The following is a 14,392-nucleotide window of genomic DNA, read 5'->3' on the forward strand; positions in this document are numbered from 1 at the left end:
CCGATCGGCCTCGCGCAACTTGCGCACGATCTGCTCCGGGGTGTGCCTGCGTCGCTTCAACTTGTCGTCGTCCTTCTCGCCCATCATCACGGACGCATAGGACTCTCACAAGCACCGGACCGAACCCACGGGGTCACGCCAGTAGAATTGGGTGTTCGAGTCGTCCGACGTGAACACGACTGTCGGCGGCCGGTCGAACTGGTACTTGCTCGGCCCGGATTTGCCCCCGGCCGCCTGCGACGTCGTCGATCCCGTTCGCACGTCGGCAGGGGCCCCACTCGCGCGAGGTGTTCAGGCTGCGCACGACCTTGGCAGCACAGGAGCTGCTGGTGGACGTCCCGTCCGGGACTACGTAGACATTGGCGCACTCGACAGTCGGCCCGTGAGGAACACCGCTGTCCCTCGGTCACAGGTCCCCCTGCCCGGCGTCCGGTCCATGCCGCTCTTGTTGAAGCAGCTATTGCTGCGGACATTCGAGCCATTGGTGCTCGGGAGCTATCGCAACGGCGCGGATCTGGGGGCGCCCGCCTGGGTCCAGCAGATGACGCCCGCGTTCGAGACTGCCCTGCCCGAGCATTGACCGCTTGGTAGACGTGCAGGGCTGGATCTGGCGTGACCGGCCCGACTTCGGCCTGCAGGTCGCCGCCGACGCCGGCTCCCCGACGAAACAGCATCGAGAACGTCAACCGCCCCGCCATAGCCCGGGGCGTCGCCCTGGTACTCCTTCCAGAAAAGGTCGACGGCAGGCCATTTCCACGGATCGCCATCGGTCGACTCAAAGCCGTAGGCCTGCGCCGAGGCCGCCGCCGACGCGCTGGCCGCGTTCGACGACAAGTGGGGCCAGAAATACCGATGATCGCTGACTCCTGGCGCACGCGCTCGGAGAACATCATCCCGTTCCTGGCGCTGCCCGCCGACCTGCGCAAGGCCGTCTACACCACCATCCACGACTACACCGAGCTATTTCACAACACCGGCGCCGACACAGCTCGCGGAATATGCTCACCCCAACCGAGTTCGAAGACCTACACCTAATCAATGTCCCTGACTCCAGAACTCCCGACTCCACGACTTTAGGGGTAGATCAAGGTCTCCGCCAAACCCGGTACGGCTCATGATCGCACCTGAAAAATTCGGACGATCAGTGACACATCTTGGGCGACGTTGATGTCGTGCCCATCAGGTACCGGTAGTGGTGTAGCGCCGAGCCGGCAACGCTCGTTGCGCTGATCAATCGCTGCGCCGGTGGAGCGCGAGATTGATGTCGTCGATGGTGCATCCGGCGTCTCGAGCCTGTTGAGCAGTGACCTCGATCAGATTCTGGCGACCGACAATCCCTGGTTCGGTGGCCAAGGTTTCGAGGGCTACAAGTGCGTGCACGACCTCGTAGTACCGCGCCTGCTCTTGGCTGGAGGACGTAGCAAAGAGCTTCTGCAGCTCGTCCAAGCGTTGCCTGAGCGGCTCGCTGATCTCGACGTGCTCGCCGTCAAACATTTGAGCCCAAGTGGACCAGCTACGAGGCACCCGGCTCCCCTGTGCCGGGCAGCGGGATCCGACAGACCTTGAAGGCCGAACCAATCCTGAGCTTTCCAGGGGTGGAGCTGACGCCGGTCCACGCCCACAGGAAGGTGACGACCTGATTCGTCGTCGTGATGCCTCCGCCACCGCCGTAGTACTGGAACGTACGCATGCTGCCGTGAAAATTGTAGGATGCGGTTCGAAAGTGCGGGCTGTATGGAGGGCTGATAGGCGACGTCGAGACACTGGCGGCAGGCATCGACACTGTTACCTTGCTGGCGAAGCCCGTCCTGTAGGCAGCTCGGAACCGGAAGTCCCACTTCAAGCGCCCGTTGGCGGCACGCCAAAAGTACGAGTAGCTGTGAGGCAGGTACGTCGATCCGACGCAGGGCGGTGGACCGGCTGCGACAGCCAGGCTCGGCGGCTCGCGCTTTGCAGTCCGCCACCGTGTCGCAATTGTCAGACCAGGTGTCCCCGTCCACGGTCGTGTTGTCGTCGTCGTATGGACCCTCGCCCCAGTATTCCCCGGGGTCGCAGACCCACGACAGATCCTGATCGGCGCGCAGGGTGGCCGTCGAGTTCGGTCCCACGTTGCCGACTGCGTCGATGCCAATCACCTCGACCGCGATCGTATCGGTTGGGTCTGCCGCGACCACCGTGGCCCAGCTGTCGGCGGTATCTGCCCATGCTGACCAGCTTCCGCCCTCCACCGAGTACCGGTAGCGATAGAGCGTCGTTCCAGAGCCTGGTGTGCCATCACGCAGGGCGGGATCGACGGGCGAAAGCCAAGAGACCAGCGCGGTGCCATCATGGGCCACGCGTGTTTCGGCTCGCGCAGTTCATAGGCAACTGCAGCGTTACGGGACCTCGTTCGAGACTGCGATGCCGGAGCCCGTACGGCGCATCACGATGCCGGGATCGCGACGATCTGCATCGGGCCCGTCAGCGTGCCTCGAGCGACGATGAGGTTCCCGCCGTCTAGCGCTACGCCGCGCGTATAAGCGGGCAGGGGCTTGTCGGCACCCGGCAGCAATGACGACAGGACGGCTGCTCCGCGCACGGCGCTCTTGACCTGCGTGACCCACTGCACGTCTGAGCCGGCGATGAACGGTCCAAAGACCCCGTAGGCGGTGCATGAGCGAGCCAGGCGCGCGCGGCTGGTGAGAGTCTGGCGCCAGATCTCAGAGGCTTGGGCGTCCCCGCCCGAGTCGGGTTCTCCTTGGCAGCTGCGCAAGTTCGACCAGCCGAACGTCATCGCCGTGCCCGCGAGGTCCAGTCCGGTCGGCGATGGCCCGTCGACCAGCTTGGAGCCGACCCGCGAGAGCGGCCCGCGGGTGCCGCCCGTGAACCGGAGGGTCCGCGCGTGACCGCGAAGGTCTGCAAGATAGAGGCGCCCACCGATGCTGCGGCGGCCGTGTCGCGGCTCGTCGATGGCGAAGTACGCTAGGCGGCTGCCCCAAATGCTAGGCGTGACCTCCGAACGCACGGACGAGCTCGCCACGGCCAGCACCCGATCGCTCCCGTCGGCGAACCGGAAGCGGTGGACGTCGCATCCACGCGCGAATGCCCACTCGGGCAGTTCGTTGAACGCCAGCCCCAGTCCGCCCGTCTCACCGCGACAACGCGAGTACACGACCACTGGCTGTCCAGATGCGTCGGGCCCCACGTCGGCATCAAATGACCCCCTGCGCGCGGGAATCGGCAGTGTGGTGACCTGCCCATTGCGATACGCACGCAGCCGATATGTCTTCGAAGCCTCGTCGAACGTGCTCCAGACTGCAACGCCACCGTAGGCCGACACCGGCGTGCTCGCGTTGACCGTATCCAAGACGGTTTCGGTCGACACGTCTTGCGCAAAGGCCGGGCTCAGGCTGAGCATCGCTACGACGATTGCGGCCCCTGGGAGACGTGCCGCGGCACGGAGGCACGGCGTCACGGTGTGTTGCTTGGGTTGGTCTTTGCTGCGTAGTCGTCGTACATCGGCCGGCGACTCAGGTCGGTGTAGCGGAGCAACCCAGAATCAAACGCGTTGGGCTTCTCTGGTGTCACGGGGTCTCCTAGCAACGCGTAGTAGTACAGCCGCGAGATTCGGGAGCTGCGGTTGACCACGTCGTTGATCAGCCTGACCGTCGCCGTTCGCGCCACGCTCTACGTTCGGCCGGGGAACGGTTTTTCGAGACCGACGGCGTCGCCGCGCTGTCCCACACCACCGGCGCCGCGAAACGAAACCGAGCCCGGCCCTGGCCGTCGCCGAAGGTGATCGACCCGTCGCGCTCGTGCCGCGGCGCCAACCCGGCGCTCGCCGTCACGTCGTACCGGTGACGTCGGGCAACGCCACCAACCAGGTGGCGACGCTGCTCACCCAGCCGGCGCAGAAGTCGGGAACGACCAGGTCGACGATCGCCTCGATCGTGTCCTTGACGAACGCGCCAACGTCGAGGCCGAGGAGAGCGAGCGGCACGTGAGTATGGGCGCGGAAGGGTGGCGCGGCAGCAGCAGCGCACGCGTGCAGGTCGCCGCTCGTGGAGGTGCAAGCCGGCACGTAGCATCGACTCATGGCAATGATGGAGCCCGTGAGCGGACCCGCCGAGTTCGTCGCCGTTCTCGCTGAGCTCCGGTACCGCCAGCCCTCCCTTAACGCTTCTATTGCGCCCTGCTCGGTCAGTCTCGGGGAGGACGGCGCGTCCGCGGACCGCCGAACACCGCGTCGATGACGAGCGCCGCCAGCCCGCCAGCGCACAGGGCGACGATGCCGAATATGAGCCACCAGCCGGTCGGCAGGCTTGATGCCTCGGCGCCGCCGTTGGGGCCGAAAGTGCTCGACGCCGCGAGGCAGTAGAGGACGGCGGCTGCGACGGCCAGCGCGGCGCCCAGTGTGATGAGTGAGCGTAGGAAGGGTTGGCGTGTCATCCGGCGCCTTCAGCCCCCGGCCGCATCAACGCTCGAATAGGGCTTGTCCCGGCGTGCGGAGGACGGTGCCCCCATCCGTCGTCTTCGTGTAACTCGCCGGGAGGACGCCGATGTCGCCGAAGAAGCACGAGCCCTTTTTCTCGTCCTGATCATTGCAGTAGTCGACCTCGTCTTCCCCCGGGACAGGAATTGAGTAACCGTCCCGGGCGTAGTGCGTCGGCTGCACGCTGACTTGGAGACTGTCATTGTCGTCGAGGCGAGTGATGATGTGTGCCCAGCGGTAGCGGAACCGGTTCGACCGCGGTCGGCAGCCCATCCCGACGGTCAGCGAGTAGCTGTGGTAGATGTCGTCGTTGAGGTAGTCGTCGGGGTACGCGCAGCGGTAGCTCGCCGTCCACACGCTCGGAATCCCAGCCTGATCGGGGCCATCGTTGTTTGCCGGAAGGAAGCCCCACGGCGGCGCACCGAAGGACAAGCCATCGTGGTCTTTGTTCGTGTCAACCTGCACCTCGACGCCACGCTGGCCGTCGTCGCGGCGGTACCCGCGGAACCAGTAGTAGCGGTTGGACGACGCACCGAAGCGCCACGCCGCCACGACCTTGTGAAAGCGTCGGTCTTCGTCGTCGCCGTTCGGCCGGCGGTACACGCGGTCGTAGGTGGCGACGCGCACATGGAACGGGCTGTAGCTGTGCTTACGAACGCCAGTCTCAGCCGGCCCGTCGCTGCCCTCGATGCGCAGCTGTGGTGCAGGCTGCGTGGTTCGATCGAGGCTCCGCGCCCGTGCGCCGGACGAGTCAACCGTTGGGCAGCCTTCGCTGTGTTCGCCCGCGACGGTCGTCGTCCGCACGCGCTCCAGTTGGCCGCCGAAGCGATTGGTAATGCGCTGGGCGGCGTCCAGGTTGTGCAGGATCGCGAAGCTCCTTACGGGCACGCCGCCGTAGTTGTCGAAGCTCTGCGCCCTTACGGCGAGGCTGTTCAGTTGCTGGTCGATCACGTCGCGGTCGGTCGGATTCGCAGTGGCTCGAGCCGACTGCAGGTAGTCGACGAAGTCGTCGGTGTCCTCTCGCAGGAACGTCTCCCAGAAGTTCACCGACTGGTCATACGTCATCTCCGGGTTCAACGTCATCGCGCTGGTCTGCGTGTCGACGTCCGTCCCTGGCTGCCGCTCAAGCATGCTGGCCATGGTGGCGCCGTCCGGCAGTGCCGCGCGAACCTCGGCGACCGTCATGGGCTGATCGAAGGTGAACGTATCGACCGGCTGGGCCGAATCCGACAGGTGCAGCGAGGCATCGATGGAGTCGACGGCGTCCGGGTCGTCTTGGCAGTCACCGGCCGATCCAACCGCCACGTCCGCCTCGGCCGTCGTACTGCGATTGCTGGCCGCGTCGATCGCGGTCACCTCGACGTGGACGAACTCGCCCACCAACGCTCCGGGGAATCGGAAACCGGGCTCGGCGGTCGTCGTCACCGCGCTGAGCGGCTGCCCCGGACGGCTATAGCGGTATTCGTACGAGGCAATGCCACTCCCGGGCGATCCGTCGGAGAGCGGCGGGTCCTGTGCCAGCCAATCGATGTCGCCCTCTCCGGTCCTCTTCGTCGAAATCGGCGAGAAAGGCCGAGGGAACAGGCGGTGGCGTATGGTCAACCGACACGGTCCACGGTGCAGAGCTCGATGTGTTGCCGGCGAGGTCTTGGGTGATCTGGCGGAAGGCGTGTGCGCCTTCGCTGAGGGTTGTTGCATCAATGCTGACCGAAGGGTCGACGGTGGTCGGGCATGTGCGGGGCGGGTTGGTGGTGCTGGTGCACGTCGGCGTGGAGGCCGCGATCTCGGGGCCGTCGACTTCTTCGATGGCGACGCGGCGTACGCCCGAGACCGATCCTTGGGCCGCTCCGCGCTCGAAACTCGGCGCTTAGCGGCCTTCCAGGCCACGATTGGTGCACTCGACGTGACCGCGGAAGGCCCCGACTACGTAGCGATGTCCGCCGGGCAGGATGGCTTCGGCTTGGAGTGCGACAGGCGCTCCCGCTGCGAGGGTCGCGCCGGCAGCCGGGCATTGCCGGGTCACCCGCACCAGCGCGTCCGGGGAGTACCGCGATGGACGGGACGGACGGCCGTCTGCTTTGCCTGGACATTCGATGGAGAAGGCGAACTCAGCGGCGACGAGACGGCGCTCGGCCTCGTATAGGCCGAGATCGAACATATCCGGGACGGTTTTCGACTGCCCGGAGTCCCGGCGGGACAGGAGCGAGCACCCGGGGCCGGGAATCGACGACGCCTGCCGCAGACAGGCGCCCGCCCCGTAGCGACGCGCGAGGTAAGTCTTGTTCGGAACCGTCAGGTTGTCGACTAGAACCGACACGCACCGAGCGGCGAGGCCCGTGGTTCGCACGTACACGCCTTGCCGGGCGAGGGGCCTGATGTCAAGGTCGATGCGGTCCTGGAGCCGCTCGAGCTCCGCGCGTGACTGTGACTGCTCACGCGGCGTCTCCGCGGAGAGCACCGTGACCGCCAGGCCCGATATCGCCACGGCGACGGCTCCCCCGATCGCCATCAAGAATCGACGTTTCACGGTGAGTATGTCCTTAGTGGGTCAAGATGGCTGCATCGACAAGATGCTCGGCCTCAGCGGCGCCCTGGAAGTCGACGTGGCAGGGATCGGACTCCGTCGCCTTCTCGGAGAGCTTCACAAGCAGCCCCCTCGCGCTGCCTCGTCTCACGACCGGGCCACCGCTGTCGCCGTGGTCGACACAGGCCTTGAGCGTGCCGTGGTCCTGCGGACCGACGCGGAGTTCCTCGACCTCGCCGCAGTGCCCGCCCGTGCGTACGCCGGACATGCAGAGGTAGTCCCCTTCGGGGCTGGTGTTGACGCTGCGGATCCGGTACTTGGTGTTGCGCCGCGTCTCACCTCTGTCGGTGACGTAGATCCAAGGCCGCGGCGGCGGGACGAGCCAGTTTCCCGACGACGCGACGTTGATGAGGCCGGCGTCCCCCCGCTGATCATGGACGAAGGCCGCACCGGTGCCGAGACTATCGATATCTGCGATCACCGGGTCGCTCCTAAACATGGTCCACTTCGTGGCGCCTGCCGACGACGTCAGCTGGCTCAGGCAATGCCCGGCGGTCATGAGGTAGTAACTGCTTCGGTCCGGCGTGCTTGCCGTAAAGCCTCCCGTGCAGATGCCTGAAACGTTTGAACTGTTCGTATCGCCGTAGAGGAGAAGACCTCCGCGGAGTGGCTTGTCGCAGAGAGGAACCCGGCCCGTGATGGTACCGGACGGGTCCTTCCGCTCCACGCACGCAAGCTCCTCGCCGTGGTGGAAGTTTGGGACATCGCTGTCGGCCACGGTCACGGTCACGGGCGCGTTCGCGGCCGCTGTATTCACCTGGGCCTTCTGCGTCGCGGTCGCGTCGGTGCCGACCTCGATGTGCACGGCGTTGCTTGCATCACGACGGCTGAGCTGGATGAGCCCCTGGCCGACGAGGTCAGCGAGGTCGGCGTCCACGGCGTCATAGCCGTCGTCCAACTCTTGCCGGGTGTAGGAGACCGTCTGGATCCGGCTGTCCGCCGAAAGTCCGGCATTGGACAGGGCCGTCGTGGCCCCTGACGTCGACGTTCCGCTCTTGAGGTTCACGACCACCTGGCGGTTCACGTTGTCCATCCACATTCCCCCGTAGCCAGACCCGGAACTGCCGGCGGAGATGGTCTCGCCCAGCCCATCGGCTCGACCCTGCTTGTCCATCCAGGGCGCAGCAACGGCCTGCGATGTCCCATAGTCCCTTGCATAGGCCGCCGCAGCGGCGTCTTCCATCCCGGGATCCTCGGTGCTCGCGGCGATGGTGATGCTGCCGGTGGCGGTGGCGGAGGTGTGGCCTGCCCCGTCGATCGACCGCGCCTCGATCGCGACCGTCATGCCGACGGAGACGCCAGAGATCTCGATGCTCGAGCCGTCGGCCTCCTGCCAAGCCGATAGCGCGCCGCCGTTGACGCTGTAGCGCACCAAGCTCGTGGCGACACCGGAACCCGGAGAGCCATCCGCCAAATTCGGGTCGCTCGATTCCCAGTTGATGATCACGGCCGGATCAGGGTCGTTGGGGTAGAAGAGGCTCTGCTGGAAGTTCGACGGCGCGCTCGGGGCGGTGCGGTCGACGTGGATGACCCAGCTAGCACTTACCCCGCTGTTGCCGGCCAGGTCTTGGGTGATTTGGCGGAAGGTGTGGGCGCCTTCGCTGAGGGTCGTTGCGTCGATGCTGACCGAAGGGCTGACGGTGGTCGGGCATGTGCGGGGTGGGTTGGTGGTGCTGGTGCACGTGGGCGTGGAGGCGGCGATTTCGGGGCCGTCGACTTCTTCGACGGCGACGCGGCGTACGCCGGAGACCGATCCCGACGTGGTGGTGGGGTCGGTGGAGCCGAGCGTGAGGGTGTGCTGGTCTTGGCCGTTGACGTAGGCGTCGTGGAGGTCGTGCCAGGGGCCGGAGGGTTCGCTGCTGGGGCGGGTGGTGTCCCAGTTGGCGTCGGGGGTGAGCCAGGCGGGGCTGGCCGGGAGTGCTGAGCTCAGCGGGGTCGCCTGGGTGACGTGCAGCAGCTTGTCGTAGGTGTAGGTGGTCTGGCCGTCGTCGGCGACATCTTCGGTGGCGTTGCCGGCCGGGTCGGTGACGACGGTCGTGCGGTTGGCGGTGTCGTAGCTGTAGGTGGTGGTGGGGTTCTTGGTCGGGTCGGTCGGGTCGGTCGGGTCGAGGACGCGGATGATCTTGGTCGCCGGCGATGATCCGGCGGGTACCCATTGCCACTCGATGCGCGTCTGGTGTCCCTCGGGGTCGGTGATCTTGATGAGCGAGCCGTCGGAGTTGTAGGTGTAGCTGGTGGTGTGGTTGCTGTCGTCGGTCACGCCCGTCAGCCAGAGGGGATCGTCGCCGCCCCGTGCGAACGTGGTGGTGTGGTCGCCGTCGGTCATGCTGGTGACCATCTCGTCGGCGTTGAGGTCAAAGGCGACCTGGCCGCCGTGGGTCTCGGAGATCGTCGTCTCCGAGCCGGTCCAGTTGATGCTGACCTGGCTGCCGTTGGCGTCGCGGATCGCTCCGAGCTTGCCCGACGGCCCCCAGTAGTAGTAGTGCCGGCCGCTGGTGTGGTCGGTCAGCTTGTACGTGACGCCGCTGATGCCGTCCCGCGTGCACGAGCTGCCGCTGTTGTGGATCGTGCACAGGCTGGCGTCGAGTCCGCTTGGGCTGATGAAGCCACCGCTGCCGTCGGCGGCGAAGCGGTAGTGGGCGCCGGCGTCGTCGCTGTAGTACAGCGAGCCGTCGGTGTCTTCGTGGATCAGCGTCTGCTCGTAGGTCTGAAACCAGCCCCGGCCGTAGGAGCCGATGTCATAACCGGAGACCGACTCCCAGTTGCGCGTCACCGCTAGGTCAAGGCCGTCGGTGCTGGGCACCGTGGCGTCGTTGACGGTGTACTTCAGGTTGCCGTTGGCGACGTTGACGGCGATCTGGGAGTGGTCGGAGAGCTTCTGGACGTCCTGGGTGTAGCCGGGGTTGTCGCCCTGGTACTCCTTCCAGAAGAGGTCGACGGCAGGCCATTTCCACGGATCGCCATCGGTCGACTCAAAGCCGTAGGCCTGTGCCGGGGAGCCGGCGTCGGCGGCGACCTGCAGGCCGAAGTCGGGCCGGTCACCCCAGATCCAGCCCTGCACGAGCTCGGCCGGCACCGTCAGGTAGTACCAGCTGTTCAGCGCGCCGACCGACGTCGGCGGCCCGACATCATTCGTGCCGCTGCCGACGTCGCCGCCCGCAGTGCTCCACGCATTGGTGCCGTCCCGGGTCGTCCACGTCGCCGCGTCGGTCCAGTCGCTGCTGATCGGTCGCACGCGGAGGTTCGACGCCGGCACCGTGCCCGAGCCGCTGGCGTGCAGCAGCAGCGTGGCATCGTAGATCGCGGCGTCCTGCGGGATCGCCGACCGAGCGTCGAAGTACAACAAGCTCTTGTGGCTGTGCTCGGCATCGCTGCCGACCCACAGCGTCGGATCCGCGCACAGGCTCGTCGCGGCCTGGCTGCCGCCGGCCACCGTGCAGTCGCGTTGCGCACCGCTGTAGCGCATCTCGCCGCCGACGATCCACTGCACGTTGGGATCGACGATCACCGGAAACACCCGCCCGGCGCCGGCCAGCCACTCGCGGTCGACGCGGAGCGTCAGCGTCCACCCGTCCCCGGCGCGTTCGATCGAGAGCCGCGAGGTATGCGACACCGACGGCTCGGTTGCGCTGTCCCACACCACCGGCGCCGCGAACCGAAACCGCGCCTTGCCCTTGCCGTCGCCGAAGGTGATCGACCCGTCGCGCTCGCGCCGCGGCGCCAACCCCGCGCTCGCCGTCACGTCGTAGGCAAACACGCGCTGGGCGCCGCGGCCGCGAAGCGTGAGGAGCTCCTTGACGCCCGTATTGACCGCCTCGTAGCTCGCATCGACGCCGACGCCAACATCGGCGAACGTCGCTCGATCGCCGCGGACCGCGGCAATCGCAGCACTGCCGTGCAGCCTGAAGGTGAGGCTCGCGCCGCCCTTGACCAGCCGAAACGGATCACTGAGCGAGCGTGGGATCAGCGCGTCGCCGTCGTTGGCCGTGCGATGCACATACCCGGCCCGATCGGCAGCGACCAACGTGTTGTCGATCGACACCCACCTCCCGGGGGTCTTCTCGAAGTTCACCGGCTGCGGATAGAGCCGCGTGACCATCCGGCCATCGCCCTGACGAAACGTGCGCGAACTCGCCGTCCGCCGCCAAGCAACCTCGTCGCCCAGCGGCCGCGCCTCACGCGACGCAGCAGGCGCAACACGCTCCGACACCGCCCGTGACACCGACCCACCGGCCGAGCCCACCACCGCCACCACCGCACACCCCACCAACACCACCAGCAGCATCCAACGCGACCGCAAAGCGCCCACACCAACCCCCACCCAGAACCCTCATCCCCCGGGCAGCCCGTCGACCGGTCGTCCACCATTGGACCACCGCCAATCAACACTGAGCAGCACTCGCTGTCAAGACCAAACGGACCATCACGTACCAGTTCGTCCGACGGTCAGCAGCCACCGTCACAGATACCCGGCTCGCGGCTCCCACCCCGCCGCGGGTGGTCTCAGGCGATCCGGGTACCGCGCTCAGCCCGTCGCGACGTGGCAGCCCAGTCGGCGCAGGTACTTGGCATCGGCCTGATCGATGCCGACCGCGCGCGGCGCGACCTTTCGGGCGGCGACGGTGACTCTGTCGCCGTCAATGCCGGGGAAGCGCAAGGTCACGGTCACCAGCTGGCCGTCATGTGGATCCACGAGCTGCGGCGCGACCTGGGGGTTGTCGCCGGCCCCAATCTGGGTGGAGAAGCACGGTGGACGCCGGGATTTGGTCGTCGGTGTTCCGTACGGGCTGGAACCGTCGAGCAGGAAGGTGGCCTTGATCCCGCGAGTAGTACGCGGCAAGGCTCGGTTCATCCGGGCAAAGACGTAGAAGTTGATGTTGGTTTCCGGGTGCGGGTAGGCCGATGCGAACACCACTGTGGGCGGTCGCTCGAACCGGTACTTGCTCAGCGCGGCCTTCTTCGCGGTCGCCTGGGTCGTCGTGGACGCCGTACGCGCGTCGGCTGGAGCCTGCTCGGAGTTGCAGGCGGTGACCGCGGTCGCCACGACGGCCGCGATCGCGGCGATCGGCCACGCCCGAGTTGCTGCAGCGCGCGAGCAGGTCGACCTCGTGCCAGGCGTCATCGTGTGGCTAGCGGGCTCGCCGTTCACGGAGACAGTGGAGGCGGTGCTCGTGGGCGAGGCCTTCGTCGCCGAGACCCTTGGGGTTCCTCTGCACGGGCAGCGGGGCTATCAGCGGCGACACGGCTTGGAGCGTCTGGCTGACGCCGTGGATGTGCAGAGCGAGGGTGGCGGGGGTGCCGAGCGGGACGCCGCTCCACGGCGAGTGCTTCGTTCCTCCGGCGTATTGCATGTAGCAGCGCTCGCTCTTCGGTAGGAACCACACGGCCTTACGGGTCGCGGGCGGCTGGCTGACGACCTCTCCGTAGGAGCCCTTCGGCAGGCGCCGGTTCATGCGGAAGTAGACGGTGACATCGGACGCCTGGTCGGAGAGATCCTGCCGCACGATGAGCGGCGGCTTGACGAATCGGTAGCCGCTGACGCCCTTCGCGATGCTCTTGTGTGGTGCGGGCGTCACCCGGCCCCCTGCGGTCGAGCACACGCCGTCGCGGCGACCGCCAGCAAGACGAAACCCACGCCCACGATGAGGCGCAGATGCCGCCTCTTGGGGCTCATGATCCAGGGTTGTCGGGATGGCATTGGCTTGCGCCATTTCTGCACTTGAAGCCTCGTGCCCGGGCAGGCCGTCGACCGGTCGACCACCATTGGACCATCGCCAATCAACAGTGAGCAGCCCTTGCTGTCAAGGCAAACGGACCATCACGTACCGGTCCGTCCGGCGGCGAGCAGCCACCGTCACAGATACCCGCCTCGCGGCTCCCACCCGCCGCGGTCGCCTCAGCCGATGCGGTAGCCCGCGGCGTGCGGCGGTCGCGAGCCTGTCGGAGGCACGCTCAACGGCGCTCGGGGCCAGCGCCAACTCGAGCGGCCCGCTGATGCGACCACGGGAACGGTACGGTGCCGTCCCATGGTCGTTTCATGCAACCCCCGCGGATGACCCGGACCCCGCGGACGATCGAGCTCCCCGACGTCGTCGTGACCGGCGTCGGCGCCGTGACCGCCCTGGGCACCGGCGCGCAGACGCTGCACCGCCGCTGGCTGGCGGGCGAGGACGGCATCGCCGGCGGCCTCGCGCGCGCGTCGGACTTCGATCCGGAAGCCGGGATGACCGCCAAGGAGGTCCGGCGCAGCGACCGGTACACGCAGCTGGCCGTGGCCGCCGCCGAGGAGGCGCTCGCCATGGCCGGCTGGGGCGCCGATCCGCCTTACGACCCGTTCCGCGTCGCGACGATGCTCGGCACCGGCATCGGCGGCATCGGCACGCTCGAGAGCCAGTTCGACGTCCTGCGCGACAGCGGGCCCCGACGCCTGTCGGCGCTCGGCGTCCCGATGATGATGCCCAACGCGGCCGCGGCCACGATCGCGATGCGGCGAAGCTTCCACGGCCCCGCGCTCGGCACCGTCTCGGCGTGCGCGGCCGGCGCCAACGCGATCGGCACGGCGCTGCGGATGCTGCAGTACGGAGAGGTCGACGCTGCCGTCGCCGGCGGCTCGGAGGCGGCGATCACGCCGTACTCCACGGCGGCCTTCGGCGGCATGGGGACGCTCTCGGCGCTGGGCATCTCGCGGCCGTTCGACGCCCGCCGCGACGGCTTCGTCCTCGGCGAGGGCGCCGGCGTGCTCGTCCTCGAGCGCAAGGCCGACGCGCTGCGCCGAGGCGCGACGGTGCTCGCCGAGCTGCGCGGCTACGCGTCCACCGTCGACGGCTACCACCTCACGGCGCCGGACCCGTCCGGGGCGCCCGCGGCCGCGGCCATGAGCCTGGCCCTCGCCGACGCCGGCCTCCAGCCGGCCGACGTGTCCTACGTCAACGCGCACGGGACCTCCACCCCCCTCAACGACCAGGCCGAGGCCGGGGCGATCCGCACCGCGCTCGGGCCGCATGCCGGCTCGGTCCCGATCTCGTCCACGAAGTCCGCCGTCGGGCACCTGCTGGGTGCGGCCGGGTCGGTCGAGGCCGTGGCGACGGTGCTCGCCCTCCACGAAGGCGTCGCCGGCGCCACGCTCGGCTACGAGGAGGTGGATCCCCTGATCGGTGAGGATCTCGACGTCATCGCGGGCAGCCCGCGCGACCTGCCGGCGGGCGAGCGCGTCGCGCTGTCGAACTCCTTCGGGTTCGGCGGCCACAACGCCGTCCTCTGCCTCTCCAGCGAAGGCTGAGGCGCCCGCGCTCCCGGCGGCGCCGTGCACGTCGTCGTGCACGCCTCCCACGCGGCCC

12 protein-coding genes are annotated in these 14,392 nt (G+C 67.7%); 2 read left to right on the plus strand and 10 right to left on the minus strand.

The genetic code is table 11. The features are described 5' to 3' along the window. The first annotated feature begins 852 nt into the window (after positions 1 to 852). The gene (locus VK501_RS23900; protein WP_324341974.1) at positions 853 to 1,035 is read left to right on the plus strand and encodes a hypothetical protein; all 183 of its coding nucleotides are present in this window, start codon (positions 853 to 855) and stop codon (positions 1,033 to 1,035) included. A 195-nt stretch (positions 1,036 to 1,230) separates the two neighbouring features. Here VK501_RS23900 and VK501_RS23905 read toward each other — a convergent pair whose 3' ends face one another. The 10 genes from VK501_RS23905 to VK501_RS23950 all read right to left on the minus strand — a co-directional run bounded on the left by VK501_RS23905 (position 1,231) and on the right by VK501_RS23950 (position 12,631). Then, positions 1,231 to 1,494 (minus strand): hypothetical protein, encoded by a 264-nt coding sequence (locus VK501_RS23905; RefSeq protein ID WP_324341976.1) that lies wholly within the window; start codon positions 1,492 to 1,494, stop codon positions 1,231 to 1,233. 19 nt (positions 1,495 to 1,513) lie between these two features. After that, positions 1,514 to 1,690, minus strand: coding sequence for a hypothetical protein (locus VK501_RS23910; RefSeq protein WP_324341978.1), 177 nt, complete (start codon positions 1,688 to 1,690; stop codon positions 1,514 to 1,516). A gap of 732 nt (positions 1,691 to 2,422) precedes the next feature. Continuing rightward, positions 2,423 to 3,397 carry a hypothetical protein gene (locus tag VK501_RS23915; RefSeq protein WP_324341980.1) on the minus strand — a complete coding sequence of 325 codons (975 nt, stop codon included), beginning with the start codon at positions 3,395 to 3,397 and terminating at the stop codon, positions 2,423 to 2,425. Positions 3,398 to 3,823: 426 nt separating this feature from the next. Further along, on the minus strand, positions 3,824 to 3,979 hold the full coding sequence (locus VK501_RS23920; protein WP_324341981.1) for a hypothetical protein: 156 nt from the start codon (positions 3,977 to 3,979) through the stop codon (positions 3,824 to 3,826). Positions 3,980 to 4,179: 200 nt separating this feature from the next. Then, positions 4,180 to 4,428, minus strand: a complete 249-nt coding sequence (locus VK501_RS23925) for a hypothetical protein (RefSeq protein ID WP_324341983.1) — start codon at positions 4,426 to 4,428, stop codon at positions 4,180 to 4,182. Positions 4,429 to 4,453: 25 nt separating this feature from the next. Beyond that, positions 4,454 to 5,851, minus strand: coding sequence for a hypothetical protein (locus VK501_RS23930; RefSeq protein WP_324341985.1), 1,398 nt, complete (start codon positions 5,849 to 5,851; stop codon positions 4,454 to 4,456). Positions 5,852 to 6,338: 487 nt separating this feature from the next. Then, on the minus strand, positions 6,339 to 6,998 hold the full coding sequence (locus VK501_RS23935) for a hypothetical protein (RefSeq protein ID WP_324341987.1): 660 nt from the start codon (positions 6,996 to 6,998) through the stop codon (positions 6,339 to 6,341). 13 nt (positions 6,999 to 7,011) lie between these two features. Continuing rightward, on the minus strand, positions 7,012 to 11,340 hold the full coding sequence (locus VK501_RS23940) for a DUF6531 domain-containing protein (protein WP_324341989.1): 4,329 nt from the start codon (positions 11,338 to 11,340) through the stop codon (positions 7,012 to 7,014). Between the two features lie 240 nt (positions 11,341 to 11,580). Next, entirely contained in the window at positions 11,581 to 12,204 is a 624-nt protein-coding gene (locus VK501_RS23945) for a hypothetical protein (protein ID WP_324341991.1), read from the minus strand. Beyond that, entirely contained in the window at positions 12,185 to 12,631 is a 447-nt protein-coding gene (locus tag VK501_RS23950; RefSeq protein WP_324341993.1) for a hypothetical protein, read from the minus strand. Before VK501_RS23950 ends, VK501_RS23945 begins: the two co-directional genes overlap by 20 nt. 476 nt (positions 12,632 to 13,107) lie before the next feature. Here VK501_RS23950 and VK501_RS23955 point away from each other — a divergent pair, with 476 nt between their 5' ends. Continuing rightward, complete coding sequence (locus tag VK501_RS23955) at positions 13,108 to 14,334, plus strand: beta-ketoacyl-[acyl-carrier-protein] synthase family protein (protein ID WP_324341995.1); 1,227 nt, start codon at positions 13,108 to 13,110, stop codon at positions 14,332 to 14,334. Positions 14,335 to 14,392 lie beyond the last annotated feature (58 nt).

Source organism: Baekduia sp. (assembly GCF_035318805.1).
Lineage (GTDB): Bacteria > Actinomycetota > Thermoleophilia > Solirubrobacterales > Solirubrobacteraceae > Baekduia.